Origin of the sequence: Bacillus sp. FSL K6-2861 (assembly GCF_038630725.1) — a bacterium.
Taxonomy (GTDB): Bacteria; Bacillota; Bacilli; order Bacillales; family Bacillaceae; genus Bacillus; species Bacillus velezensis.
The window spans coordinates 576,290-601,008 of sequence record NZ_CP152037.1 but is presented as its reverse complement, the minus strand read 5'-3'; the positions used below and the strand labels follow the sequence as shown (position 1 = coordinate 601,008).

Sequence of the window (24,719 nt, the reverse complement as noted above, 5' to 3'; positions counted from 1 at the left end):
TTTTCAATCTCCTTTGCCTTTTTTGCGTCTCTTCCATATCCATCATAAATGACGCGGAAAAAATCATGCAAGGAACATCCGTCGGGTCTTTATGACGGTTCGATGACATCGGCAAAAAAAGACAAGGCATTTCACCTTGTCTATCGTGATGATTCGTCTGTTTCTTCCGCTCTCAGCACGCCTTTCAGATGTTCTTCATCATGCTTGAGATGCTCCGTCATATATTGCACGGCTTTTGTTTTGTCGCCCTTTTTTATTTCTTCAAAGACTTTCCGGTGCTCATGCAGGATAACCTCCGCACGGTCATCGCCTTTAAAATTAAGAACTCTGCAAAAATGAATCAGCACATTGACATGCTCAAGCAGCATGGCCAGCCGGCTGTTATGGCTGAAATCCACAAGGAGCTGATGAAACGTCTCGTTCAAGGAAATAATCTCAGTCTCTTTGACGCCTTTATTGATGGCTTCTTCCGTCTCGCGCAGCTGTTTTTCAATGAGGTCAATTTCACTCTCAGCCGCTTCATCAATAACCAGTTCGACTGCCAGTGATTCAAGTGACATTCTGATTTTATAAATCTCTTCAACATCCTTAACGGACAAAGAATAAATGACAAAGCCGTTTCGATCGTCTGCCGTCAGAAGCCCGTCCTTTTCAAGGAGCCGCATGGCTTCTCTGACCGGCGACCGGCTGACTCCGAAATCCTTGGCCAGCTGAGTCTCATTCAGCCGTTCACCCGGTTTAAAAATCCCGTCAAATATCATTTTTTTCAATTGGGAATAAAATTGCAGATAATACGGGATTGGCTTATCTAATTTAAAATTATCCATCTTTCCTACCTCTTCATACAATTTAGGCCTTATTGTTACCAAGATCATATAACAGTTTATCTATGGAAGCAACATTCCCGAGCTTGTCAGCATATCGGAGGTGGCGTAATATGGAATTATAATGAACGACGGTCGACGGTCTGCCGTAAACCGAAAACAATTCATTCAGAGGTGACGGAAACATGAAAACATACAAGATTGCCAGCATACCGGGGGACGGTGTGGGGAAAGAAACAGTCCCTCAAGCGGAGCGGGTGTTGAATGCGATTGCCGAATTACATGGAGGCATTGCCTTTGATTTCACTTCTTTTCCGTGGAGCTGCGAGTATTATTTGGAGCACGGGACTATGATGCCGGATGATGGATTAGAAAGGTTACAGCACTTTGATGCTTTGTTTTTGGGGGCGGTGGGGAATCAAAAACTCGTCCCCGATCATGTTTCGCTGTGGGGGCTGCTCATCAAGATACGCCGGGAATTTGAACAGGTGATTAATGTGCGGCCGGCAAAGCTCCTGCCGGGAATCACTTCCCCCCTCGTTAACCCGAAGGATTTTGATCTGATAGTCGTCCGCGAAAACAGTGAGGGCGAGTACAGCTCTGTCGGCGGCAGAATCTATCAGGGTGAGGACGAAATCGCCATACAAAACGCGGTCTTTTCCCGACGGGGTACGGAAAGAGTAATGCGGTATGCTTTCGAACTGGCGGCAAGTCGGCGGAAACACGTCACAAGCGCGACGAAATCAAACGGTATTGTTCACTCGATGCCGTTCTGGGATAACATCTTTAAAGAGGTCAGCCGTGAGTACGCCGGGATTGAGACGGATTCCCAGCACATCGATGCACTGGCGGCCTTCTTTGTCACGCAGCCGGAACGCTTTGATGTCATTGTCGCTTCGAATCTGTTCGGAGATGTGCTGACAGATATCGGTGCGGCGATTATGGGAAGCATCGGAATCGCTCCCGCAGCCAACATCAATGTAAACGGCAAATATCCTTCCATGTTTGAGCCTGTTCACGGCTCCGCCCCGGATATTGTCGGAAAAGGAATTGCCAATCCTATAGGCCAAATATGGACGGCGAAATTAATGCTCGATTCATTCGGAGAAGAGGAACTGGGCCATCTCCTCTTAAAATCTATTGAAACGGTCACAAACAGCGGCATTCTGACTCCTGATGTCGGCGGAAAACATTCAACGGAAGATGTCACTTCCGCTATTATTTCTCAAATCAAGAACAGATAATACGAAAAAACCGCGGGCAGAAAAACTGCACAGCGGTTTTTTTCGTCTCAGACGGGACGGATCGCGCAGAAACAGGCCGATTCACCTGTGAAGCCCGCAATACGGCCTGATTGATCCTTTTCTACAGAAAAAAACCGCTGTATATCATGAGGAGCATCCAGCATCTGTTTTTCCAGTAATGCGGCTTTCTCTTCAGTCAGGCCTGCCCGTTCACACCAGACGGTAAATTGAAATGGTTTCAAAAAGCAGACAGCGGATTCAATCCGGAAGCCGGCTGTCTCCAGAAAACGGAGCCATTCTGTTTTTTTCCACGCCCGAAAGTGGCTCTGATCCCGTCTCTTCTCAATGTCATTATAAAAATGGTCATATTCATCCTTTTCAGGTGCGGTATTATCAATGAGAAGCAGTCTGCCGCCCGGTTTGACAACCCGAAACGCTTCATGAACAAAGGCTCTGACATCGGGAAAATGATGCGCCGCGATTCTGCATGTGACGATATCGAAAGCAGCATCGGAAAACGGCATCTTTTCAGCATCGCCTTTTTCGAATGACACGTTCGTCCATCCGTTTCCGGTTATAAATGCTTCAGCGGCTGCTAACATTTCTTCCGTGAGGTCATAGGCGATAACAGAGCGTACGAGAGGAGCGAGAGCGTTAGCCGTATGTCCGCCTCCCGTCGCGATATCCAGCACGTCCATATGCTTTTCGGCACCGGAAGCTGAAACGAGATACGCCAAATCCTCTCCTGCGGCGTGTCCTGGACTAGTCACATATTTCGCGGCGTTTTTGGCAAATTGCCGCTGCGCCTGCTGTTTAATTGAATCCTCCATTATACTCGGGCCCCCTTTTCTTTCTGCTTGCTGCCTTAATCAAAATAAACGGGTTCGTCCGGATGTTTGAGATATGCAAACATCCTTTCAATCTGACTTTTTGTATTGCGGGCTTCAGATAGCGGCGGCAGTTCCGTTTCCGCAAAAAAGCCGGCGGCGCTTGTTTCTGTTCCCTCCCTGATCCGGCCGCCGATGATCTCGCATTTGATAAACACTTTGTAAACGTGGGCGGCGGACGGCGGATGGGAATGGCATTTCTTATCCATTACAGCTAACAGTTTAACGGGCTTTACGTCGATTCCTGACTCCTCTTTTACTTCTTTGACAGCGGTCTCGCCCGGAGAAATCCCGATATCAGCCCATCCGCCCGGCAGCGCCCATCTGCCGTCGCTTTTCTCTCTTACCATTAATATGCTCTGATCTTTAAAAACTGCCGCTCTGATATCAACTTTCGGAGTGGGATAGCCCGTGTCACCGGCGAATACGTCTTTGATGATCCTTTTGTCGATGCCGGTATGATGCGCCATGATATCCACGCTTATTTTTCTTATTTCTTCAAATCTCTCAATATCATATATGTCTTTGGAATAAGCCAGCCCCGCTTGCGCCGCGGATTGAAGCTGTTTTGCCCAATCTAGCCATTTTGGCTCCATTTTTTCACCGCCCGTTATATTAATTGACGAAACCCCTGGGGTCAGGATATTGCACCTTGAGAGTACCGGTGCCCATGATCCGTTTAGCTCCTTGTTTTCTGTTTATGGAGGGGCGAATCCTGCCGGAAAATCAGAAAAAAGCCATTCATTTGCTGAATGGCTTTTTTTCATTTTCTATTTTTCTTTCATGACGAGAACGACGCCTGAAACAATAAAGGCCGCCCCGATCCAGAAGGTTCCTCCGATCGTCTCTCCCAGCAGCAGCCAGCCGAGCAATGTCCCGGAAAGCGGCTGAAAGAAGAAAAACAGACCGCCGCTTGCCGCATTCAGCAATTGCAATCCGCGATTCCAAAGCATGAACGCGCAGGCGGTTGAGATCACACCCAGATATAAAAGTCCGCCCCATATCTCAGGCCGGGCAAGCTGAGACAAAGGAATCTCCCGAAGCGGGCCCGCTGTAAACGGGGTCAGGATGACAAATGCGACGCAAATGGAATACGTTGTGACGACAAGCGGTGAGTAATGGCCGGGAACCCGTTTCATCAGCACGGACATCAAAGCCCATGTCAGCGCCGCAGCCAGAAGCGAGAGACCGCCGAGCTGGCTCGACATATTGAGATCTCCGTTCCCCACAATGAGCAATACTCCGATCGTCGCCAGCCCTGTCGATATTCCTTTTTTCAGCGTTAACCGTTCTTTCAACATCAGCCGGGCAAATACAACCATAAATGCGGGAGTGGATGCCGTAATAATCGCACCCATCTGCGCGGTTGATAATTTCGTGCCGATTTCCTGCGTGACGATCGAAATCGTGTTGCCGATCAATCCGATCGCAGCGATCAGTAATAAATCACGTTTATGAACTTTCCAGGATTGGCGTGTAAACAAACTGAGAACCAAAAGCGAAAGAAGCGCCACCGCATATCTCAGCCATACCAGTTCAAGCGGCGGAATGACCGCTACCACAACTTTTACAACGACATACATACCGCCCCAGATACTGGCCGCCAATGCCAAATAAATCGAACCGAACAATGTATTTTTCAACTTGATGCACCCTCCGTTATCATATTAGGTCACGTCATATGCCCTAACGGAGAGAAGCACAGTCACTTTCCTCCATTAAGGGCGGAGAAGTGCTGCCGGTACATCATGTTCAAATAAGGGCGCTAGAAACATATCGTTTTTCACCTCAATTGCAATCTGATTTTTCTCATTATACAAGGTCTGTTAAAAGACGTAAATGAACGGCGGCATCGGCTTTATGGATTGCGGACTTGCAGCTGGATTCTTGTGATCTGATTGTCAAACCCGTCCGCCACAACCTCATCAAGCATATATTCTTCATATGCATAATCGCCCATTTCCAGCCCATACTCTTCAATAAACTGCATGATGCTGCGGTAAGCTGCTTCCGCTTCATCCCCTATTTGGTACCCGACGGCATAAAGCCCTTTCGGCTTGATATGGAGGTCTCTATTCTCTATGCCTTCTTCTGTCTTCATATAAAAATGGGTGTAGTTGTAGAATTCTTTTTTCAGAATCTGCTCCCGCGCAAACAGTCCGCCGACCGGATGCCCCTGATCGAGCTCATGTACCCGCATATAGCGGATCAATTCGGAAATGGCGGCAGTATATTGCCGTTCTGGCAAATGGAGTACGGGCCGTCCTATCATAAGTGTCTCTTCATCTAATCGCTGCAATGAGACGGAGGAAAAGTCTGTCTCCAAGGCTTGTTCGGTCAGCTTCACCTTTGTCCGAATCATCCTTTGCAGGTGCTCCAGCTTTTTGATTTTGCTTTCGATTTCTGAAGATTTCTCTTTTAAAAGCGTGATGATACCCTCAGGGGTTTTGTCTGTTAAGAGCGGTTTGATCTGCTTCAAGGGCACGCCGACCTCCTTAAACAGACCGATGACCTGGAACAGTTCGAATTGATGATAGGAATAGTATCTGTATCCGTTCGCTTTTTTGATTTCCGGAGAAAGCAGGCCGATCTCGTCATAATGGAACAGGGTTTGTTTTTTTACGTGGCACAGTTTTGCAAATTCACCCGTTGTGAAGTATTTTCTGACGTCTTCGCTCATAATGCCTCCTTGACTATACGGTAACCATATCCTTTATGATGATCATTGTATCCGAGAGAAGGCTGATTCACAAATGGCTTACGCAATGAAAGCTTTACCGTCTCAAAAAAAGCGGAAGAGGAGTATCAAGTATGACGATTGAAATCAGAACAGTCACGGAAGAAAACCGTGCCGATATACTGGCGCTTCATGTAAGGGAAAGCCAGACTTCATTTATTGAAACCGCGGAAGAGTGCTTACAAGATGCTGAGGATTGCCGGCATTATCAGCCGGCCGGTCTTTATGTTAACGGGGAATTGGTCGGCTTTGCCATGTACGGATGGTTTCCGGAATATGATGAGGAAAATGAAAACGGCAGAGTGTGGCTTGACCGTTTTTTATTGATGAACGCTATCAGGGACGGGGATTGGGCAAGCTGTTGCTTGATGCCCTAATCCGTCATCTCACTCAAATATATGATTGCAGACGGATTTATTTAAGCCTGTTTGAAGATAATGTGCACGCATTGCGGCTTTATCAAAAATTCGGCTTCTTATTCAATGGAGAGCTGGACTCAAACGGGGAAAAAGTGATGGTGAAAGAGCTGTAAACCCTCTGTATAAAAGCAATTCGGCTTCTTGCCAATACCTTAAATTTGAGGTAACATAAAGATATTAGACGACGGTCGACGGACTACGGTCGATTATTAAAACCTGATACAGCGGAGCGGAACATGGTGATCAGGCATCTAAATGGAGGAGAAGATTGTGCTTATTATACTCGTTATGTTTCTTCTCGGGATTATTCTCGGGTTTATCGGCGCCGGGGGAGCCGGTTTTGTCATTGCACTTTTAACTATACTGTTTCACGTACCGATTCATACGGCTTTAGGCACCTCCCTTGCCGGAATGGCTTTCACAAGTTTGTCGGGGGCATTCAGCCACTACCGTGAAGGCAATATTCAGATGAAGATCGGTCTCATCGTCGGCGTTTTTGCGGCATTCGGTTCGTTTTTCGGGGCAAGGCTTACTTCCCTTATCCCCGCAGATTTGCTGCATTACTTGACGGCGGGCATGCTGTTTTTATCTGCTCTGCTTATTTTAGTCCGGTTATTTATTGTAAAAGAAACACAAGAAGATTCGGGACAGCAAAGCAATCTGAACATATGGGTGAAAGCCGTTGTACTCGGTGTCATCGCAGGAATCTTGTCCGGAACGTTCGGGATCGGCTCTGCCCCTTTCATCCAAATCGGCTTAATGATTCTTTTGCGCTTATCCATCCGCCAGTCGGTCGGCACCACCATGCTTGTCATTATCCCGCTTGCGGTCGGCGGAGGACTCGGTTATGTGACGGAAGGATTTGTCGATTATATGCTGTTGGTCAAAGTGCTGATCGGAACGATGTGCGGCGCATATGTCGGAGCGAAATTCACCAAACTCGTGCCGAAAGTCATTCTGAAATCAGCCATCTTTTTAACCCCGGCCATCGCCGGTCTCATGCTTTTATTTTAAACTGAAACGGGAGGCGGCCGCCTCCCGTTTTGTTCTGTTCTTCATCTGTTTTCGAAGAGCTTTTTCAGCTTTGCTTCCGTTTCGGTATGATCTACCGGTGTATACACACTGCAGCGCAGATCACTGTTGCCCTGAACCTGAAATGAAGTCAGGTTAAAGACCATTTTTCCCGCCTTCGCGTGGCGGAACTCAATTAATACTTCGGGTGCCGAGCTGACTTCGCTCTCATTCCACAGCGTATGAAATTCCGAATACGTTTTCTCCATTTCTTCTATAAACTGAGAATACCACGTATCAGCTACATACTGGCCGTAATACGTTCTGAAAATGGCGATGAATCCTTTCACAAAGTGCTCCCAGTTCACGGCTAAACTTCTTAATTCTTTTCTGGAAAACAATAGCTCTATGAGATTCCGCTTTTCAGGAGGAATTTGTTCAAAATCTAAAAACACGTGCGCCGCAGCCTGGTTCCACCCTACGATATGACACCGCCTGTCCGAGATAATGGTGGGACAATAACGGAGCTCCTGCAGGATTTTTGAAAGGGACGGGCTGATAACCGCTTCTTCCTCCGCGGTAAACGGCTGCTTTACGCCCTCCTCAATGGCAAGCGCGTATAAATAATTTCTCTCATCTTTGTTCAGCTGCAGCGCATCGGAAACGGCGTCCAATACGGCTGCGGACACTTTAATGTCTCTGCCCTGCTCCAGCCACGTATACCACGTGGTGCTTACGCCGGCTAATTGCGCGACCTCTTCTCTTCGGAGTCCGGGCGTTCTTCTCCGTGTGCCCATCGGCAGCCCGGCCATCTGCGGAGAAATTTTGGCCCGCTGCGTTTTTAAAAACTCTGAGAGCGCCTGCAATCTTCCTTCTGGTATCATACCGAATCTCTCCTCTCTTACCCTGGTATTTATTATACTAGGATAAACAACAACTTGTAATAGGATAATTGCGAGTTACAATAAATACATACCGAAGGAGGAATGACCATGAAAAGAGTTGTGATCACCGGAATGGGAGTGATTTCACCTCTCGGCAATGATGTGCATACATTTTGGAAACACCTGACGGAAGGAAAATCGGGAATCTCTTTCATCGATTCGTTTGATGTCTCCGGCTCCAAGACAAAAATAGCCGGCACCGTCCTTGATTTTGACGCAGAAGAAAGATGGGGCAGAAAAGAAGCGAGACGGCTTGACCGTTTCAGCCAGTTTGCTTTAGCGGCAGCGGAACAGGCGCTTGAAAGCTCCGGGATTCAGCTCGATCAGATTGACCGTGAACGCCTCGGCGTGTACGTCGGCTCGGGAATCGGCGGCATCACGACTTTGATTGATAACGTTCATACTTTAAATGAACGGGGAGCGCGAAAAGTGAGCCCAAGCCTTGTCCCCATGATGATCTCAAATGCGGCCGCCGCTCAAATCAGCATCAGATTAGGCGCGCTCGGCCCCTCACTTTCTCCCGTCACCGCGTGTTCCATCGGCAATACGTCGATCGGGGAAGCATTCAACGCCATCCGGAATGATGACGCAGATATCATGTTTGCCGGGGGAGCGGAAGCGGCGATTACGAATTTGTCATTAGCCAGCTTCGGCAATGCCCACGCGCTGTCAGCGAGAAACGAAGACCCCGCCGCTGCAAGCCGTCCGTTTGACGCGGATCGTGATGGATTTGTCATGAGTGAAGGCGCGGGCATCTTAGTATTGGAATCATTGGATAGTGCAATCGGCAGAAATGCCCCGATCCTTTGTGAGGTGCTCGGCTACGGTGCGAGCTCTGACGCCTATCATATGGTGGCCTCCCATCCGGAAGGAACGGGCGCATACCTGGCGATGAAAAACGCTTTGAAAAAGGCGAATGTTTCAGCGGAAGACATTGATGTCGTAAGCGCCCATGCGACAAGCACAAAAGCCGGAGATCTTTCTGAAACATTGGCCATCAAGACATTATTCGGGGAGCTTGCGTATGATATTCCGGTTACGGCCAACAAATCAATGCTCGGCCACATGCTTGGCGCGGCAGGCGGCGTTGAAGCCATCGCTTTGACAGAGAGCTTGAGACACGGCATCATCCCCCCGACAATCAATCTGCAAAACCCTGATTCGGCATGTGATTTGGACTATGTAGCAGACGGGCCCCGCCAGCAATCGTTAACGATCGGCCTTTCCAACTCATTCGGCTTTGGCGGGCATAATTCGGCGATCGTGCTGAAGAAATATGAATAACGGGCATCAAAAAAAGGAGTGAATCATTTCACTCCTTTTTTGCTTTCTCCGGTTTTGTTGTTAAGGCGAAAAAAGCGATGGAACCGATAACGGATGTCGTGAACATAATTGCCCCCATCGGGACGGCCGTCGCTTCATTCATCCCCACAAGCGGCGACACGATGGAACCGAGAAGAAGCGGAAGCATGCCGAGCAGTGCGCTTGCGCTTCCCGCGCGGTGTCCCTGCTTTTCCATCGCCAATGTAAAGGTGCTTGTCAGCGTCATGCCGATCGTAATCATATAAATAAAAATTGAAATCACCAGTGCCGCCAGCGGTCCGTGAATGATCGTCATGACGAGCAGAACGGCAGTCGCCGTCATCGCTGTAATCACGCCGATTCTCAACAGGCTTTTTTCGTGAATGATCCCGCCGAAACGCCCGATGATAAAGCTTCCGGTAATGATCGCCAGACCGTTTATGCCGAATAAAACACTGAATACCTGAGGCGAGACTCCGTAAATATCCTGATACACGAAAGGCGTTCCGGAGACATACGCAAAGCTCCCGCCGTGAATAAAACCGACCGTCAGCGCATAGCCGATAAATGACCGATCCTTCAGCAGGCTTCCCATTGTCCGCACGGAATTTCCGATGGAGCTCGGAATCCGTTTTTCCGGCGGCAGGGTTTCTGTCAGCTTGAGCGCAATGATGAGAACAAGCAAAAACCCGATAAAAGTTAAAAAGAGAAAAATCGTATGCCATGATGCAAACGGAAGCAGTAATATCGCGCCTCCCGTCATCGGCGCCACCATCGGCGCGACGGCGGTAATGACCATCAGCAGCGAGAAAAATTTAGAAAGCTCTCTTCCCGAAAACACATCTCTGACGATTGCACGGGATAAAACGAGTCCTGCCGAAGCGGTGAATCCTTGAAGAAAACGGGCAATCACTAATGTAGTAATGTTCGGTGCAAGTGCGCAAAACAGAGAAAACAACGCAAATAAAAAAATACATAGTAATAACGGTTTTCTTCTTCCCTTCGCGTCACTTAACGGGCCGACAACAACCTGTCCGATTGTCAGTCCGATCAGACATGCGGTTAAACTGAGCTGGACAAGCGATGCTCGGGCGCTTAAATCTTCAGCGATTTCAGGGAAACTCGGCAGATACATATCTATATTGAGCGGCCCCAGTATCGCAAGCATTCCGAGAAGAAAAGCCAGCGCAAGCCGCTCCTTACCGGTCGGATTATGCAGCATATCGTTCCCACCTTTCCTTTGTCAATCTCTCAAAACATTTGTATATTGTATCATAATTTTTTCTTTATTTTTAAAAGTTTTCAAAGGGCGCAAAAAAACCAAGGGCTGTAACAGCCCTTGGGTCCGGGTCACGCGGTAAAAGGTTTTACGCGTGTTTTTCTTTAAATGCTTTTGCGTATTGATCAGCCGCTATAATGGCATCCGCCACGTCGTCAGCCGTCACGTCAAAAGCGGCATGAATTGTTTCTTCTTCAATCGTCGCGGCTTCTGCCACTTTCATAATGTCCTCTTTAGATGCGTCTTTCAATTTGATGTCTTCAAGTGTGACAGGCAGCCCCAAGCTGATATAAAACGCGATATACCGCTCAATTTCCTCAAGCGAACGTTTTTCCAGCGCCAATTGAACGAGCGTGCCGAATGCCACTTTTTCACCGTGGGTCAAGTGATGGATTTCACCTTCAAGCGCGGTAAATCCGTTATGAATGGCATGTGCCGCAGCTAAGCCGCCACTTTCAAATCCCAGTCCGCTCAGAAGTGTATTGGCTTCAACCACCGCTTCCAATGCGGGCGTAACGGCTTTCGCTTTCACAGACTCATAAGCGAGATGGCCGTATTTGAATAATACCGCTTCACATTTTTCCGCGATAGCCTCTCCGGCGATTGTCGGAATTCCGCCTGCCATCGTTTTACCGCCATTGGCGATGACACTGCGCGCCTCTATCCACGTCGCCATTGCATCGGCAATCCCTGATGCTAAAAAGCGCGGCGGAGCTTCCGCGACGATTTTCGTATCGACCAGAACCAGGTCAGGATTCTTATGATAGAAACGATAGTTTTCGAACGCGCCTTGTTCAGAATACACGACAGACAGCCCGCTTGTCGGAGCATCCGTTGAAGCGGCCGTCGGCACGATAACGGTATAGCCGTTTATTTCATCTGATACGGCTTTGGCCGTATCAAGCGTTTTACCGCCGCCGACTCCGATGACAATAGTCGCGCCTGCTTTTTCTGCGATGCCGGCAATTCTTTTCATTTCTTCCTGGGAGGCTTCGCCGTTGAAAACCGCCTCTTCAGAAGAGATATTGCTTTTCTTTAATTCAGCCGTCACCTTGTGGCCCGCGATATCCCATACGGTTTTGTCCGCGATGACGACGGCTTTTTCACCAACGCCCTCCAGATGTCCGCCGATCGTTTTAATGGCGTTTTTTCCCTGCACGTATTTGGCCGGACTGATAAAAATTCGTTCCAATGTCATCATCCCTTCTTCGTTGTCTCTCATTACATTTCTCTTATTGATAGAGCAGAAATGAAAACTCTTCTGATATAATTCCTCGTTTTAACTTGATTTAAACCTCATATACACTGCAGAAAAATCAATTTTCACGACATTGACAAGATGTGAAGGTGTCTATATAATCTTCGATATTGAAGCTGATCATTCTTTACTGAATGAACAAACGAGATTGTGAATGATTCGTCTTAAAAATTATTTAGTTCTGCTGGATAATTTTTGAGGCGTTTTTGTTTTTTATATATTTTTGACTGCGGAGGAGGTTTGCACATGAAGAACATTTGCAAGGATATACTGATGATTATGGCCGGAGCCTTTCTTATTGCGGCGTCCGTGGAATTTTTCGTCATCCCGAATCATTTAGGGGACGGCAGCACCGTGGGAATCGCTCTCGTGTTATATTATCTTTTCCATATACCTGCAAGTATTACGACTCTGGTTGTAAATTTGATTTTTATCGGGCTGGCTTATAAATTTTTAACGAAAAAAACGATTTTATACACGATACTCGGTACGGGAATGACTTCTGTTTTTCTCAGCATCGTCAGCTTTATTCCGTTCGGCGTGCACGATATGGTGCTCGGGATTGTATTCGGCGCTCTGCTGATGGGAGCGGGGCTGGCATTGATCTTTATCGCTGACGGATCTACCGGCGGGACCACGCTGTTGGCGTATTTATTAAATTACACAAAGGGCTTTAACATCTCCAAAAGCATGTTTTATATGGATTGTGTCATCATTTTCGCATCCGTTTTAGCGATCGGTATCAATCATATGCTGTATACGTTTATATTCGTATATCTGTGCGCCAAAATCGTCGATATTGTCATTGAGGGTTTCCATAATAAAAAAGCTCTCACCATTATGTCTGACCAATACGAAGAAATCGCCAAAGCCATCACCTCCGAGTACGGCAACGCGGCGACGATTTTTTACGGATACGGGTATTACGGCAGCAAAGACAAGCGCATTATCTATGTTGTCATTAAAAAGAACGAATTGCTGAAAATCAAAAAACATGTTCAAAAAATTGATCCGAAATCATTTATCGTTATTCATGAAGTAAAAGAAGCTGTCGGAGGGCAATTCGGGTTTACAAACCTGCCCGCCGCCGGAAATGAAAAATAACCGCCTGCAGTGTATAGCTGCAGGCTTTTTTTATTCGGCTCTTCCCCGCTTAAAGGTTTTTACATCTTTCAATCGAAGTAGTAAATGAAACCTTTTTTGATGGAGGAACATAAAAAATGAATATCAAAACTGACAGGCTCGTAATCCGGACATTTGAACCGGAAGATTGGCAGGATGTCTATGCGTACACCTCAAATCCGAATGTCATGAAATATATACCAGAGGGTGTCTTTACCGAAGAAGATGCCAGGAAATTCGTTACTGAAAACAGCGGTGAACATGCCGGGAAGTTTCCCGTTTTATTGAAGGATGAGAAAACGGTCATTGGCCACATTGCTTTTTTTCAGTATTTTGGCGATCATACGTATGAAATCGGCTGGGTGTTTCACCCGGAATACCAGGGCAAAGGATATGCTTCAGAGGCGGCGCGCGCCGTGCTGGCATTCGGGTTTAACAAGATGAAATTACACCGGATCATTGCGACATGTCAGCCGGAAAACATGGCTTCGCACCGGGTGATGGAAAAGATCGGGATGAGACGGGAAGGCTTTTTTAAAAAATGCATCCCCCATGATAATGAATGGTGGGACGAATATTATTATGCCGTTTTAGAAGAAGAATGGGAAGTCTCCAATCTGGAATAAAAAGGCTTATACCCTTTGCTTTTACAGATAAGTGTGTGCTACACTGTTTGTAACAAATACGAAGGGATGATGGGTGGACAATGATTAACTAATCTTATTTTGACCGTTTGAAATCAAATATTTCAAATCAGAAAAAATAGGATTAGTCTGCCCATTTTCTATACGATACGAAAGCTATGTAAAAATAGCTTATTTGATCATGCACAGGTACGGCTAATCCTTCCAAATCAATTGGGAGGATTTTTTTGGTCCTCCCTTTAAAGCGAGGGATTGACATATGAAAGAAATGTTAAAAATAAGCGGCATCAGTTATGAAATCAACAGCGTTCCCCTTTTTGAACAAATCAGCGCGAGCGTTCAGCAAGGTGACATCATCGGCGTTATCGGTAAAAACGGCGCCGGCAAATCGTTATTGCTGCAATTGATCTGCAATCAAAAAGCGCCGTCACAAGGACAGATCCAGATGATGCAAGATGTGAACATATATATGGTGGAACAAGAAACAGAAGCTTATGATTCCGGCCATCCGGAGCCTGCGGAGGCAGCCTTGTTAGAAAAGTGGAACGTACCCGCACGCGCCTTTTCGCAATTAAGCGGCGGAGAAAAATTGAAAGCCCGTCTTGCCAAAGGTTTCTCCTCCTCAAGCAGCCTTTTGTTATTAGATGAGCCGACGAACCACCTCGATCAGCACAGTTTGGAAATACTGCTAAATCAGATCAAGAATTACAAAGGCACCATTATTTTTGTTTCGCATGATCGTGCTTTTATAGATGCAGCGGCGACAAAAATCTGGGCCATCGAAGGAAAGAAACTCATTGAACATAAAGGGAATTATTCAAGCTATATGGAGGTCCGCAAACAGAGAAGGCTGACACAGCAGCGCGAATATGAGAATCAGCAGAATATGGTCAAAAGGATTGAAGCTCAAATGAACGAGCTGAGCGCCTGGTCAAAAAAAGCCCACGCCCAATCAACGAAAATAGAAGGCTTTAAAGAATACCATCGCGTAAAAGCAAAACGCACGGACGCCCAGATTAAATCAAAGCAGAAGCGTCTTGAAAAAGAGCTTGAAAAAGCGAAAGCAGAACCGGTTGAAGCGGAGTATGAAGTCCGTTTTTCCATTGAGCACCGCAAAAAAGCGGGAAAGCGTTTTTTAGAAGTAAGGGATGTCACAAAGTCATATGACGGACGAACGCTTTTCAAAAACGTGAATTTCACTGTGATGCACGGTGAAAAGATCGCGATTACAGGCCCGAACGGCAGCGGGAAAACAACATTATTGAAGGTCATCCTCGGTCAGGAAAAAGCGCAGGGCGGCATATGGATTTCTCCGTCTGCAAACGTCGGATATTTAACGCAGGAAGTATTCGACCTTCCGCTTGATAAAACCCCCGAACAGCTTTTTTACAAAGAAACGTTCGAAGCTAGGGGAAATGTCCAATCCCTCATGAAGCATTTAGGATTTACCGCAGCGCAATGGACGGAACCCATCGGCAAGATGAGCATGGGAGAGCGGGTCAAATGCAAACTGATGGCGTTTATTTTAGAGGAGAAAGATGTGCTGATTCTGGATGAGCCGACAAACCACCTTGATCTGCCGTCACGCGAGCAGCTTGAAGACACTTTGGCCCGATACGACGGAACGCTCATCATCGTATCTCATGATCGTTACTTTGTCGAAAAGACGACGGACATCCGGCTTGATATCTCAAACGGCAGCGTCCGAAAACAATGGAAAGAATCTCCCTCCGTCAGAGACGATGCTGAAGAACTGCGATTAAAGCTTGAGACCGAACGGCAGGAAGTCCTCGGAAAACTCAGCTTCATGACTCCGGCTGATAAACAATATCGTGAGCTTGATCAAAAATTCAAAGAGCTGACGGAAGAAATCAAGAAATTGAAATGAATGTAAAAACCCGTGATTGTCACGGGTTTTGTTTTGGAAAGCTCACGTATCATGAAGAATAATTTCAAACTGATTTGTACAACCTACGTTCAGATTAATTATGAGCATGGTTCAGGGGGGCGAAGAATGGCCAAACGCATCGGAATTACGGGAAACATTATGGCTGATCAATCCGGCCCTTTCCCGGGTTATAATAGGGCATATGTCAATAATGATTATATTCAGTCTGTTTCTGAGGCCGGCGGTGTGCCGTTTATATTGCCGGTGATTCAAGAGACGGCGCTTTTAAAGGAACAGGTCTCTCATGTTGACGGGATCATTCTGTCCGGCGGTCAGGATATAGACCCGCTGTTTTACGGCGAAGAACCTTTACAGGCTTTAAGAAAGACCTTTCCTGATCGAGACGCCTACGAGAAGGAGCTGATTCTCACGGCGGTTGCTTTAGAAAAGCCGATTCTGGCCATCTGCCGGGGGATGCATATGTTAAACGTCACTTACGGGGGAACTTTATATCAAGACCTGACACACGCTTCGTTTGCTGACATTAAGCATGATCAAGAAAAAGATCCGCCGTTAAAAACCCATCATGTTTCTTTTGAAAAAGGGACACGTCTTCATTCCTTGTTTGGTGATTCAGCGCGGGTGAATTCATTCCATCACCAGATCATAAAAGAGACGGCGCCTTTGTTTAAAGTGGCGGCTTATGCGAAAGACGGGGCCATTGAAGCGATTGAACGGACGGGTGAATTATTTGTCGTCGGCGTGCAATGGCATCCTGAAATGCTGACAAAAAAACATGAAGACATGAAAAAGCTTTTTTCTCTTTTCATGGATGCGGTCAGCACATAAAAAAAGCAGATCATAACGATCTGCTTTTTCATTTTATTCTTCCGGTTTCTCCGGTGTTTTGCCTTGTGTCAGCTTATGGCCTTCGATATCCACGTTCGGAATGATTTTATCCAGCCACTTCGGCAAGTACCAGGCCGCATGTCCCATCAGCTTCATGGCACTCGGAATAATGGTCATTCTTACAATGAACGCATCAAAAAGAACACCGAAGGTCATTGCCAAGCCCATGGATTTGATCGTAGCTTCTCCCGCAAAGATGAATCCCGCAAAGACAAAAATCATGATCAGTCCCGCCGCTGTTACGACAGGTCCGCTATGTTTCAATCCGGCATGAATGGCTTGTACCGGATTTTTTGTTTTGACATATTCTTCTCTCATTCTGCTGACTAGGAATACTTGATAGTCCATCGCCAGCCCGAAAAGAATACCGATTGCTAAAATAGGCAGGAAGGCGAGAATCGGGCCTTTTTCCGGAATGCTGAGCAAGCCGGTGAAATTCCCATCCTGCAGGACGAATACCGATAAGCCGAGTGTAGCGGTCATCGTCAGCAAAAAGCCGACGACGGCGGCAAGCGGCACGAGAAGCGAGCGGAAAACAACGGTCAGCAATACAAACGCAAACCCGACAATGAGAATGGCGAATTCCGGAATCGCATCGTTTAACCGGTCTGAAATATCAATGTTCACCGCGGTTGACCCGGTGACGAGCAGGCGGATGCCGTTTTTGTCTGACAGTTTCCGTATATCCTGCACTAACTCTTTCGTTGCCTTATCATTCGGTCCGGTTTCAGGCACTGCCGTAATAATGGCATAGTCCCCTTTTTCGTTCGGCATGGCCGGTGTGACGCTCGCCACATTGTGCAAGTCCTTCATTTCTTTCACGGCGTCTTGAAATGCTTCACTTTTGTTCCCCTTGACCCCTTTTGCATCGGCAACAATTGTCAGCTTGCCGTTAAAGCCTTCTCCGAATCCTTTAGACAACAGATCATAGGCGCGGCGATCCGGGCTGTCTTTCGCTTTCATTCCCGCATCAGGCAGCCCCAGCTCTAAATGCATGGCCGGCAGACTGATGACGGCTAAAAGAATGATGCTGAAAATGCTTAACAGAATAGGCTTCTTTGTAACGAAGCGCCCCCAGGCATTCGTGTCGGCGCTTTTCTTTTCTTTCTTCTTGTATGATTTCGGAATCATTCGTTTTCCTGCGATTGACAACACCGCAGGCACCAGCGTTACTGATGCCAATACAGCCATCAGCACACAGAGTGCCGCAGTCAATCCCATGGCAGACATGAACGGAATGCCGACAACAGTCAATCCGCAAAGCGCGACGATCACGGTCAGTCCCGCAAAAACGACAGCGCTGCCTGCCGTTCCCGCGGCTTTCGCGATCGATTCATTTTTTTGTACACCTTCGCCCAAAAACTGACGATGCTTCGTAAAGATGAACAGCGCATAATCAATTCCGACGGCCAGTCCGATCATTCCGGATAATGAGAGACTGACCGAGGCTATCGTAAAGAACTGTGTCCCAATTAACGTCAGCGCGACGCTTACACCTAACCCAATCAGGGCGGTGACAATCGGAAGCCCCGCGATGACTAATGAACCAAACGTAATGGCCAGAACAACGAATGCCAGCACAACGCCGACAATTTCAGATACACCGCCGATTTCAACACCGGCCCCCGGCACATCGCCGCTGAGCTCCGTCTGCAGACCCTTGTCTCCTGCGGCGGACAGACTGTGTTTAATATGTGAAACAGACGCATCCGTAATGTCATCCGCCGCTTTTTTGTACGTAATATCGGCATATGCCACTGATCCGTCTTTAGAAATGGTTCCTGTCTCAAAAGGACTTGCAATCGAAGCGACTGAATGATCTGTTTTGATCTTCTTTAATGTCTCTTCAATCGCTTGTTTTTCCGGTTTTGACGTCAATTTCTTCCCGTCTTCAGCTCCGAAAATAACCCGTATACTTCCTTTATCGGGACCCTTTGAAAATTCTTTTTGAATGATATCCATCGCCTTTTCAGAAGGTGTGTCGGGAATTGACATATCCTCAGAAAAAGCAGGTTTTAACGAGATGGCGATCACAATCGAAGCGATCAGTATCACGAGCCACGCACTGATCATTTTTAATCGGTTGCGGGCAGACCATCCCCCTAATTTATATAAAAAACCAGACATCGAATACTCCTCTCCAATCATTACTTTCTGCCTAATTGTAGTTCACATTCACATAAAAAAAACGTACATAGGGGCATGTACGTTTGGGCAGTTTTTCATTATATATTCAGTTTCAGAATGCCTTTTTGCATGGCAATAGTGACGGCTTCCGTCCGCGAATCAGCGCCTAATTTGTTATAAATCGATGTTAATCTCGCTTTTACCGTCCGCTCTGAGATTCCTAAATCGAAGGCGATCGCTTTGCTTTTATGTCCTTGCGCAACGGCTTCTAGAACTATGATTTCCTTGTCCGTCAGCTGTGTTTCATTGGCATTTGCCCGTTCCATTTTCATTTCCCGGAAACGCCGCAAGATGTCCGGCTGCAGAAGCACTTCTCCCCTGACCGCCGCATCCATCGTATGAAATAAGGTTTCTGAGCTTGTATCTTTCAGCAGATAACCGTTCGCGCCTGATTCAATGCCTTCTATCATCAGATGATCTTCATTATAGGTCGTCAAAATAATGATCGGCACATCAGAATGCTCTTTTATCTGTTTAATGGCTTCCAGCCCGCTCATTTCCGGCATGTACAGATCCATGAGAATGACATCTGGCTTTAATTCCTTTGCGAGGCGGACGGCGGTTTTCCCGTTTTCCGCTTCTCCCGTTATGGTGTAATGGTCATTTGTTTCTATCAAAAGCTTCAGACCTTCTCTGACGACAAGATGGTCATCTGCTATTAACACTTTATACATGTTCCGCCTCTCCTTGAATTGGTATGATGATCTCAATTTGAGTTCCCGCTGATCTGGCGCTTGTTATACGGAAAGTGCCGTTCATCATATTGACGCGTTCTTGTATCCCAAGCAGCCCGTAATGTCCGCTTTTTCTCATTTTTGTCCCGGCATCAAAACCTTTCCCGTCATCTTTGACGGTTATGCGGATCTGTCCCTTTTCTTCTTGAACGGATACCCAGACATTCTTTGCTTCTGCATGCTTGGCGGCGTTTGTCAGGCCTTCTCCGATCATGTAATGGCAATTCTCCGCCGTATGAACGTCAAGCACATGATGCACGCTGTAATCTAAAAAACAAGACAGCCCGGAGGCTTCTGTAAAATGGTTGATTTGTTCAGTGATGCTTTCTTTTAAGAACCCGATCTTTTCTGATGTGCTGCGAAGGTTGTCAATGGCCGAGCGCGCATCAGCCAATGTGCCTTTCACTCTGTCCATTGACTGACGGATGATGTCTTTCGCTCTGTCAGTGTTGTCTTTTGAAAGATGAACATGCACCGCTTCAAGCTGCATATGCAAGCTGACCAATCCCTGCGCAAGCGTATCGTGCAAGTCTCTCGCCATCCGCTGCCTTTCATTCTGAAGCGTCAGCTGTTTCACTTGCCGGTGAGCGAGCTCTAATTTTTCAAGCGTCATCTGTGTTTTTATTTTTTCATCAACTTGCGCGAAAAATGTGGCCGCATACGTGATAATCACGATCATGATGGGAGCGGCGATAACGATGAAACGTAGCAGATGATGCGGATGCTCCTGGTGCAGGGCTGTTATGGACATTAAAATGAAAAGATAGAGTATGAGCAGCGTTTTTCCCTTATCCGCCATTCCGATATTCTGCCCGATTAAAAAGGCATAGAGACCGACGACAACCGCGATATAGCCCCCGGTCATCAAGTTAGCCGATGTATATATGATAAATCCCTGTATGATGAAATAAAGAAACGTTTTTTTCTTCACCCAGCGATGGGAATGCCAGTGCAGCACGGTAAAAATGACGATCAATATCGTGAATAACAGCAGCAAAAAAACCGTCCAGCTTTCATAAATGTACTGCAAAGAGACTGATGCGGCATATACCATTAAAATAAACGCCAGACCGGGCACCCGAAGCGCAAGCATATGCAATGAACGTCTGTCACGGGAGACGTAGTCTTCTTGATGTTTTGTACGAAACAATCTCTGTCCACTTCCTTTTAGCCGACCGGCCTCACGAGGTTTTATTCTATTTGTCATCATACCATAAGTGCCTGCTTCTCACCTTCCCCTTCTTTCCTGCATGACGGGTGAAAGAAAAAACAGCCTGCGGGATTGTTCGCAAGCTGCTTTTTTGTTCATATCTTTTTTATGACCTTTCCCGGGTTTCAGCGGTCTCGTCTCCCGCGCGGCAAAACCGCCCGCGCATCAGAAAAATGTTCATGACACCAACAGCCGTTCCATGTGAACAAGAGGAAGCGATTGTGCCTCCTCTTTTTTTGACTCTCCGCTTTTTCTGATAAACAAAATTTGTAAGACTAGACCTCTTTTCTCAGGGGAAATTAACTACGTATTTCTACAAGGGAGGTTTCAGACGATTATGGATAAGCGTGAATTAGCGGCTCACGAGTCGCTGGACTTACATGAAATCATTAACTTCAAGACGCTTTGTGTCGCGAAATCCAAGCTCATGCAAGGGCTTGTGTTTGATCAGGATCTGAAAACGTTAATGGAAAAAGACGTTCAGCAAGCCTCTCAAGACCTTGCTAATCTGCAGGCGGTTTATGAACGGGCAACGTTTCAGGCCCCCGTTCCTCAAAACCGGCCGACTTCGATCATCAATTGAAAGGAAGGTAAGCATCATTGAATCATGACCATTTAGATCCGATCAATTCATTACATGTCCCTGAACTTGCGGATATGACATTCGCAATGGATTTTCTCATACGCGCCAAAGAAGGCGTCAGAAATACCGCCGTCGCTTTAACAGAAACCGCTTCACCTGATGTAAGAGCTTTGCTGCGCAAACAGCTCATGCAGGGAATCGCGATGCATCAGGAGATAACAGACTTGATGGTCAGCAAAAAGTGGTTTCACCCGCATGATCTGAGCGAACAGTATAAATTGGATCAGCTCTCTGCGAAAAATACCCTCATGGTCGGAAATATGAACCTGTTTCCCGTTGAAACAAACAGAAAAGGGATGTTTGACCGCACACCTGATGAACACTAACACTGGAGGTATTACAGCATGAAGGCCGTAACGTATCAAGGAGTGAAAAACGTCGTTGTCAAAGACGTGCCTGATCCGAAGATTGAAAAACACGATGACATGATTATAAAAGTCACAAGTACGGCAATTTGCGGATCAGATTTACATTTAATCCACGGACTCATCCCGAACTTGCAGGAAGACTACATCATCGGCCATGAACCGATGGGCATCGTGGAAGAAACCGGTCCCGGCGTGACGAAAGTCAAAAAAGGCGACCGCGTCATTATTCCTTTTAATATCGCCTGCGGAGAATGCGTTTATTGTAAAAATCACCTGGAAAGCCAATGTGATCAATCAAATGAGAACGGCGATATAGGCGCTTATTTCGGCTATTCAGGAAATGCCGGCGGCTATCCGGGAGGACAGGCGGAGTATTTACGCGTGCCATTTGCGAACTTTACTCACTTTAAAGTTCCCGAAACATGCGAAGAACCGGATGAGAAACTGAGTGTTATTTCCGATGCGATGACAACCGGCTTTTGGAGCGTTGACAATGCCGGCGTAAAAGAAGGCGATACAGTTATCGTTCTCGGCTGCGGGCCCGTGGGCCTTTTCGCTCAAAAATTCTGCTGGTTAAAGGGAGCAAAACGCGTAATAGCCGTAGACTATGTCAACTACCGTCTCCAGCATGCGAAACGGACGAATAAAGTGGAAATCGTGAACTTCGAAGACCACGAAAATACGGGCAGCTACCTGAAGGAAATCACCAAAGGCGGCGCCGACGTTGTCATTGACGCCGTCGGCATGGACGGGAAAATGACAGACCTTGAGTTCCTCGCCAGCGGATTAAAACTTCAGGGCGGGGCGATGAGTGCATTGGTCATCGCGTCCCAAGCGGTGCGAAAAGGCGGAACGATCCAGATTACGGGCGTGTACGGCGGCAGATACAACGGGTTTCCCCTTGGCGATATCATGCAGCGAAACGTCAATATCCGATCAGGACAAGCTCCCGTCATCCACTATATGCCGTATATGTTTGAACTGGTGTCAACCGGCAAAATTGATCCGGGCGATGTTGTAAGCCATGTCATTCCGCTCAGCGAAGCGAAGCACGGCTATGAGATGTTTGACACGAAAACAGATGATTGCATAAAAGTTGTACTCAAACCTTAGAGAACGGAGGCTACAGAAATGACCAGCGCCTTACATGAATTACTTGAAATTCAGGAGATGGCTTCTTTTAAGTCACTTTGTCTGACGAAATCTAAAACCATGAAAGCGCTCGTATCCGATCCGCAGCTGAAAGAAATCATGCAGCAGGATGCGGATACATCAACAAGGCAATTGCAGGAATTTGCCTCAATTTTATCTGATGCACAGCATGAATGAGGAGATGAATGACGAATGAATCCGATTATTGAATACTTGACGGGAATGAATGCACTGACAGACCAAATTGTCGCAATGGATTTATTGAATTCGGCAAAAAGCGGTGTCAGAAACTATGCGATGGCGGCGACGGAAGCCGGAACGCCTGAAGTGAAAGCGATCCTCACCCGGCACTTAGAAGAAGCCCTTGACATGCACGAGCAAATCTCACGCTATATGATGGAAAAAGGCTGGTATCACCCGTGGAACACAAATGAACAAGTCCGACTCAATTTGCAAAATATTGATACTGCGCTCCGCCTGCCCGTCCTATAAATCGTTTTGCTGCTGAGACTGCACCCCTGACTCAAGCTTCAGTATTTCAAACTGTGAGCTGCCTTTTACAGCGCCCAGGCGGCTCTCAGTTTTTTTATGCCTTCTTGTATATCGGTTTCAGAAACCCCCGCGAAACCGAGAGAAACTGTTTTTTCAGGGACCTGTTTTTGATAGGTAAGAGACACGGGATAGATTTTGACGCCTTGTTCCTCCGCCTTTTCAATCAGCTCTTTTTCGCTGAAAGGCAGATGAACGTCAAGTAAAATCCGCAGCCCGGAATTTTCTCCGCGAATCCTGACGTATTGTCCCAGCTCGCGCCGCACGGCCTCTAATAATACCGCTCTTTTTTTCCGGTACAGCTTTCTCATTCTGTTAATATGTTTCTGCCACTCTCCGCTTTTGATAAATTGAGCCAGCGTCAGCTGACTGTGGCAGGAGACGGTCTGTTTATATAAAGAAGCGATTTCCCTGCCTTTTTCGATAAGCGGCAAAGGAAGAATCATATAGCTGATGCGCAGCGAAGGAAGCAGAGATTGGGAAAACGTTCCCATATAAATGACACGGTGATGCTGATCAAGCCCCTGCAATGATGGGATCGGCTGGCCGTTGTATCTGAATTCTCCGTCATAATCATCTTCTATAATGAACGATTGATGTTCCTCCGCCCATTTCAGCAGCTGAATCCTTCTGTTTACCGGCATAATCGTTCCTAACGTAAATTGATGAGAAGGCGTGACATATACAAGACGCGGCCGCTCTTCATTCAGCTTCCGGATACAGACTCCTTCATCATCGACGGGTATCGGAATGATCTTCATGTGATTGACTTTAAAAATCTCCCTCGCTCTCGGATAACCCGGATCTTCATATCCGATGGATAGATTTACTTCAAATATTTTGCACAGCATTTGCAAAAGAGCAGGGTTCCCGGCGCCGACTATCACTTGTTCAGGAAGACAATTCACGCCGCGCGACTGATATAAGTACTCCGAAATGAGCGTTCTCAATTCAAGCTCGCCCAAATCATCCCCGGGCCGATACAGCTCATGCCCGTATTGATCTAAGCTTGCAACCATGCTTTTGCGCCATGCCGAAAAGGGAAAATGAGCGGCATCCACAGTGCCGTAGTGAAAATCAATCCATTGGCAGTCTTCCTTCGCCTTTGTTTGAACAGGCGAAGCGCCCGGCTTTTTCACATAGACGGCGTCCGAGTCATAATCGGCAAACCATCCGCTTCTCGGCTTACTGACAATATAGCCTTCGGCGGCAAGCTGTTCATAGGCCCGCTCCACAGTCGTCTGACTGATGGAAAGCTGACTTGACAAAAGCCTTTTTGAAGGAAGCTTCAGTCCTTTAGGAAGACGGCCCTGATGCATATTTTCCTTAAAATGCCGATAAAGCTGCTGATAAATCGGAATATTCAGATCTCTATTTAAAAATGGCGTGATATCCATTTTTACTCCCT

The 24,719-nt window shown here is 46.9% G+C and carries 24 protein-coding genes and 1 pseudogene; 13 read left to right on the top strand and 12 right to left on the bottom strand.

The genetic code is table 11. The annotated features are described in order from the left end of the window. Positions 1-140 precede the first annotated feature (140 nt). Positions 141-827 carry a GntR family transcriptional regulator gene (locus NYE62_RS02985; protein ID WP_040238476.1) on the bottom strand — a complete coding sequence of 229 codons (687 nt, stop codon included), beginning with the start codon at positions 825-827 and terminating at the stop codon, positions 141-143. Positions 828-1,009: 182 nt separating this feature from the next. Between NYE62_RS02985 and NYE62_RS02980 the strand changes: the two genes are divergently transcribed. Then, complete coding sequence (locus NYE62_RS02980) at positions 1,010-2,068, top strand: tartrate dehydrogenase (RefSeq protein ID WP_144664550.1); 1,059 nt, start codon at positions 1,010-1,012, stop codon at positions 2,066-2,068. A gap of 47 nt (positions 2,069-2,115) precedes the next feature. On the opposite strand, the gene NYE62_RS02975 is transcribed toward NYE62_RS02980, so the two are convergent. The 4 genes from NYE62_RS02975 to NYE62_RS02960 all read right to left on the bottom strand — a co-directional run bounded on the left by NYE62_RS02975 (position 2,116) and on the right by NYE62_RS02960 (position 5,635). Beyond that, positions 2,116-2,898 carry a class I SAM-dependent methyltransferase gene (locus NYE62_RS02975; protein ID WP_015416930.1) on the bottom strand — a complete coding sequence of 261 codons (783 nt, stop codon included), beginning with the start codon at positions 2,896-2,898 and terminating at the stop codon, positions 2,116-2,118. A gap of 35 nt (positions 2,899-2,933) precedes the next feature. Then, the gene (locus NYE62_RS02970; RefSeq protein ID WP_144664548.1) at positions 2,934-3,551 is read right to left on the bottom strand and encodes an NUDIX hydrolase; all 618 of its coding nucleotides are present in this window, start codon (positions 3,549-3,551) and stop codon (positions 2,934-2,936) included. A gap of 174 nt (positions 3,552-3,725) precedes the next feature. Beyond that, complete coding sequence (locus NYE62_RS02965; protein ID WP_144664547.1) at positions 3,726-4,598, bottom strand: DMT family transporter; 873 nt, start codon at positions 4,596-4,598, stop codon at positions 3,726-3,728. 215 nt (positions 4,599-4,813) lie between these two features. Further along, entirely contained in the window at positions 4,814-5,635 is an 822-nt protein-coding gene (locus NYE62_RS02960) for a MerR family transcriptional regulator (protein WP_032866761.1), read from the bottom strand. Positions 5,636-5,766: 131 nt separating this feature from the next. Between NYE62_RS02960 and NYE62_RS02955 the strand changes: the two are divergent. Together NYE62_RS02955 and NYE62_RS02950 are read left to right on the top strand one after the other, a co-directional pair. After that, a pseudogene (locus tag NYE62_RS02955) lies at positions 5,767-6,224 on the top strand (GNAT family N-acetyltransferase). Between the two features lie 157 nt (positions 6,225-6,381). Then, on the top strand, positions 6,382-7,125 hold the full coding sequence (locus NYE62_RS02950) for a sulfite exporter TauE/SafE family protein (RefSeq protein WP_342497222.1): 744 nt from the start codon (positions 6,382-6,384) through the stop codon (positions 7,123-7,125). 41 nt (positions 7,126-7,166) lie between these two features. Here NYE62_RS02950 and NYE62_RS02945 read toward each other — a convergent pair whose 3' ends face one another. Further along, positions 7,167-8,006: a helix-turn-helix transcriptional regulator gene (locus NYE62_RS02945; protein WP_014417044.1), complete on the bottom strand. Its 840-nt coding sequence runs from the start codon at positions 8,004-8,006 to the stop codon at positions 7,167-7,169. Positions 8,007-8,114: 108 nt separating this feature from the next. Between NYE62_RS02945 and fabF the strand changes: the two genes are divergently transcribed. After that, a complete protein-coding gene (fabF, locus tag NYE62_RS02940; protein WP_253613184.1) occupies positions 8,115-9,350 on the top strand; it encodes a beta-ketoacyl-ACP synthase II in 1,236 nt (411 codons plus the stop codon). Between the two features lie 28 nt (positions 9,351-9,378). On the opposite strand, the gene NYE62_RS02935 is transcribed toward fabF, so the two are convergent. Beyond that, positions 9,379-10,590 carry a Bcr/CflA family efflux MFS transporter gene (locus NYE62_RS02935; protein ID WP_015239269.1) on the bottom strand — a complete coding sequence of 404 codons (1,212 nt, stop codon included), beginning with the start codon at positions 10,588-10,590 and terminating at the stop codon, positions 9,379-9,381. A gap of 145 nt (positions 10,591-10,735) precedes the next feature. Beyond that, positions 10,736-11,869 (bottom strand): glycerol dehydrogenase, encoded by a 1,134-nt coding sequence (locus tag NYE62_RS02930; protein ID WP_007609719.1) that lies wholly within the window; start codon positions 11,867-11,869, stop codon positions 10,736-10,738. Positions 11,870-12,151: 282 nt separating this feature from the next. Here NYE62_RS02930 and NYE62_RS02925 point away from each other — a divergent pair, with 282 nt between their 5' ends. From NYE62_RS02925 to NYE62_RS02910, 4 genes are all read left to right on the top strand, one after another. Next, entirely contained in the window at positions 12,152-13,009 is an 858-nt protein-coding gene (locus NYE62_RS02925; RefSeq protein ID WP_032866769.1) for a YitT family protein, read from the top strand. A gap of 116 nt (positions 13,010-13,125) precedes the next feature. Next, positions 13,126-13,653: a GNAT family protein gene (locus NYE62_RS02920; protein WP_040238485.1), complete on the top strand. Its 528-nt coding sequence runs from the start codon at positions 13,126-13,128 to the stop codon at positions 13,651-13,653. 277 nt (positions 13,654-13,930) lie between these two features. After that, the gene (abc-f, locus tag NYE62_RS02915; RefSeq protein ID WP_040238486.1) at positions 13,931-15,559 is read left to right on the top strand and encodes an ABC-F type ribosomal protection protein; all 1,629 of its coding nucleotides are present in this window, start codon (positions 13,931-13,933) and stop codon (positions 15,557-15,559) included. A 126-nt stretch (positions 15,560-15,685) separates the two neighbouring features. Further along, positions 15,686-16,408 carry a gamma-glutamyl-gamma-aminobutyrate hydrolase family protein gene (locus NYE62_RS02910; RefSeq protein ID WP_015416922.1) on the top strand — a complete coding sequence of 241 codons (723 nt, stop codon included), beginning with the start codon at positions 15,686-15,688 and terminating at the stop codon, positions 16,406-16,408. 33 nt (positions 16,409-16,441) lie between these two features. On the opposite strand, the gene NYE62_RS02905 is transcribed toward NYE62_RS02910, so the two are convergent. The 3 genes from NYE62_RS02905 to NYE62_RS02895 form a co-directional block, all read right to left on the bottom strand. Further along, positions 16,442-18,595, bottom strand: a complete 2,154-nt coding sequence (locus NYE62_RS02905) for an MMPL family transporter (protein ID WP_342497221.1) — start codon at positions 18,593-18,595, stop codon at positions 16,442-16,444. Between the two features lie 98 nt (positions 18,596-18,693). Continuing rightward, positions 18,694-19,329, bottom strand: a complete 636-nt coding sequence (locus NYE62_RS02900; protein WP_040238492.1) for a response regulator transcription factor — start codon at positions 19,327-19,329, stop codon at positions 18,694-18,696. Then, positions 19,322-20,539 (bottom strand): sensor histidine kinase, encoded by a 1,218-nt coding sequence (locus NYE62_RS02895; protein WP_342497220.1) that lies wholly within the window; start codon positions 20,537-20,539, stop codon positions 19,322-19,324. Before NYE62_RS02895 ends, NYE62_RS02900 begins: the two co-directional genes overlap by 8 nt. A 397-nt stretch (positions 20,540-20,936) precedes the next feature. Between NYE62_RS02895 and NYE62_RS02890 the strand changes: the two genes are divergently transcribed. Genes NYE62_RS02890 through NYE62_RS02870 form a run of 5 tightly spaced genes read left to right on the top strand, consistent with a single transcriptional unit; the run spans position 20,937 to position 23,254 of the window. Next, a complete protein-coding gene (locus NYE62_RS02890; RefSeq protein ID WP_342497219.1) occupies positions 20,937-21,182 on the top strand; it encodes a spore gernimation protein GerQ in 246 nt (81 codons plus the stop codon). 17 nt (positions 21,183-21,199) lie between these two features. Beyond that, on the top strand, positions 21,200-21,568 hold the full coding sequence (locus NYE62_RS02885) for a spore coat protein (RefSeq protein ID WP_003156070.1): 369 nt from the start codon (positions 21,200-21,202) through the stop codon (positions 21,566-21,568). An 18-nt stretch (positions 21,569-21,586) separates the two neighbouring features. Beyond that, positions 21,587-22,723: a zinc-dependent alcohol dehydrogenase gene (locus NYE62_RS02880; protein ID WP_014417028.1), complete on the top strand. Its 1,137-nt coding sequence runs from the start codon at positions 21,587-21,589 to the stop codon at positions 22,721-22,723. Positions 22,724-22,741: 18 nt separating this feature from the next. Continuing rightward, positions 22,742-22,939, top strand: coding sequence for a hypothetical protein (locus tag NYE62_RS02875; protein WP_015416916.1), 198 nt, complete (start codon positions 22,742-22,744; stop codon positions 22,937-22,939). 15 nt (positions 22,940-22,954) lie between these two features. Further along, the gene (locus tag NYE62_RS02870; RefSeq protein WP_014417026.1) at positions 22,955-23,254 is read left to right on the top strand and encodes a spore coat protein; all 300 of its coding nucleotides are present in this window, start codon (positions 22,955-22,957) and stop codon (positions 23,252-23,254) included. A gap of 65 nt (positions 23,255-23,319) precedes the next feature. Here the strand turns inward: NYE62_RS02870 and NYE62_RS02865 are convergent, their stop codons facing one another. After that, positions 23,320-24,708, bottom strand: coding sequence for a PLP-dependent aminotransferase family protein (locus NYE62_RS02865; RefSeq protein ID WP_241457930.1), 1,389 nt, complete (start codon positions 24,706-24,708; stop codon positions 23,320-23,322). Between the last annotated feature and the right edge of the window lie 11 nt (positions 24,709-24,719).

Bases quoted from the DNA above. Each gene is read 5' to 3' on its own strand.
- NYE62_RS02985 (WP_040238476.1), bottom strand. From the start codon at position 827: ATGGATAATTTTAAATTAGATAAGCCAATCCCGTATTATCTGCAATTT.
- NYE62_RS02980 (WP_144664550.1), top strand. From the start codon at position 1,010: ATGAAAACATACAAGATTGCCAGCATACCGGGGGACGGTGTGGGGAAA.
- NYE62_RS02975 (WP_015416930.1), bottom strand. From the start codon at position 2,898: ATGGAGGATTCAATTAAACAGCAGGCGCAGCGGCAATTTGCCAAAAAC.
- NYE62_RS02970 (WP_144664548.1), bottom strand. From the start codon at position 3,551: ATGGAGCCAAAATGGCTAGATTGGGCAAAACAGCTTCAATCCGCGGCG.
- NYE62_RS02960 (WP_032866761.1), bottom strand. From the start codon at position 5,635: ATGAGCGAAGACGTCAGAAAATACTTCACAACGGGTGAATTTGCAAAA.
- NYE62_RS02945 (WP_014417044.1), bottom strand. From the start codon at position 8,006: ATGATACCAGAAGGAAGATTGCAGGCGCTCTCAGAGTTTTTAAAAACG.
- fabF (WP_253613184.1), top strand. From the start codon at position 8,115: ATGAAAAGAGTTGTGATCACCGGAATGGGAGTGATTTCACCTCTCGGC.
- NYE62_RS02935 (WP_015239269.1), bottom strand. From the start codon at position 10,590: ATGCTGCATAATCCGACCGGTAAGGAGCGGCTTGCGCTGGCTTTTCTT.
- NYE62_RS02930 (WP_007609719.1), bottom strand. From the start codon at position 11,869: ATGAGAGACAACGAAGAAGGGATGATGACATTGGAACGAATTTTTATC.
- NYE62_RS02925 (WP_032866769.1), top strand. From the start codon at position 12,152: ATGAAGAACATTTGCAAGGATATACTGATGATTATGGCCGGAGCCTTT.
- NYE62_RS02920 (WP_040238485.1), top strand. From the start codon at position 13,126: ATGAATATCAAAACTGACAGGCTCGTAATCCGGACATTTGAACCGGAA.
- abc-f (WP_040238486.1), top strand. From the start codon at position 13,931: ATGAAAGAAATGTTAAAAATAAGCGGCATCAGTTATGAAATCAACAGC.
- NYE62_RS02910 (WP_015416922.1), top strand. From the start codon at position 15,686: ATGGCCAAACGCATCGGAATTACGGGAAACATTATGGCTGATCAATCC.
- NYE62_RS02905 (WP_342497221.1), bottom strand. From the start codon at position 18,595: ATGTCTGGTTTTTTATATAAATTAGGGGGATGGTCTGCCCGCAACCGA.
- NYE62_RS02900 (WP_040238492.1), bottom strand. From the start codon at position 19,329: ATGTATAAAGTGTTAATAGCAGATGACCATCTTGTCGTCAGAGAAGGT.
- NYE62_RS02890 (WP_342497219.1), top strand. From the start codon at position 20,937: ATGGATAAGCGTGAATTAGCGGCTCACGAGTCGCTGGACTTACATGAA.
- NYE62_RS02880 (WP_014417028.1), top strand. From the start codon at position 21,587: ATGAAGGCCGTAACGTATCAAGGAGTGAAAAACGTCGTTGTCAAAGAC.
- NYE62_RS02875 (WP_015416916.1), top strand. From the start codon at position 22,742: ATGACCAGCGCCTTACATGAATTACTTGAAATTCAGGAGATGGCTTCT.
- NYE62_RS02870 (WP_014417026.1), top strand. From the start codon at position 22,955: ATGAATCCGATTATTGAATACTTGACGGGAATGAATGCACTGACAGAC.
- NYE62_RS02865 (WP_241457930.1), bottom strand. From the start codon at position 24,708: ATGGATATCACGCCATTTTTAAATAGAGATCTGAATATTCCGATTTAT.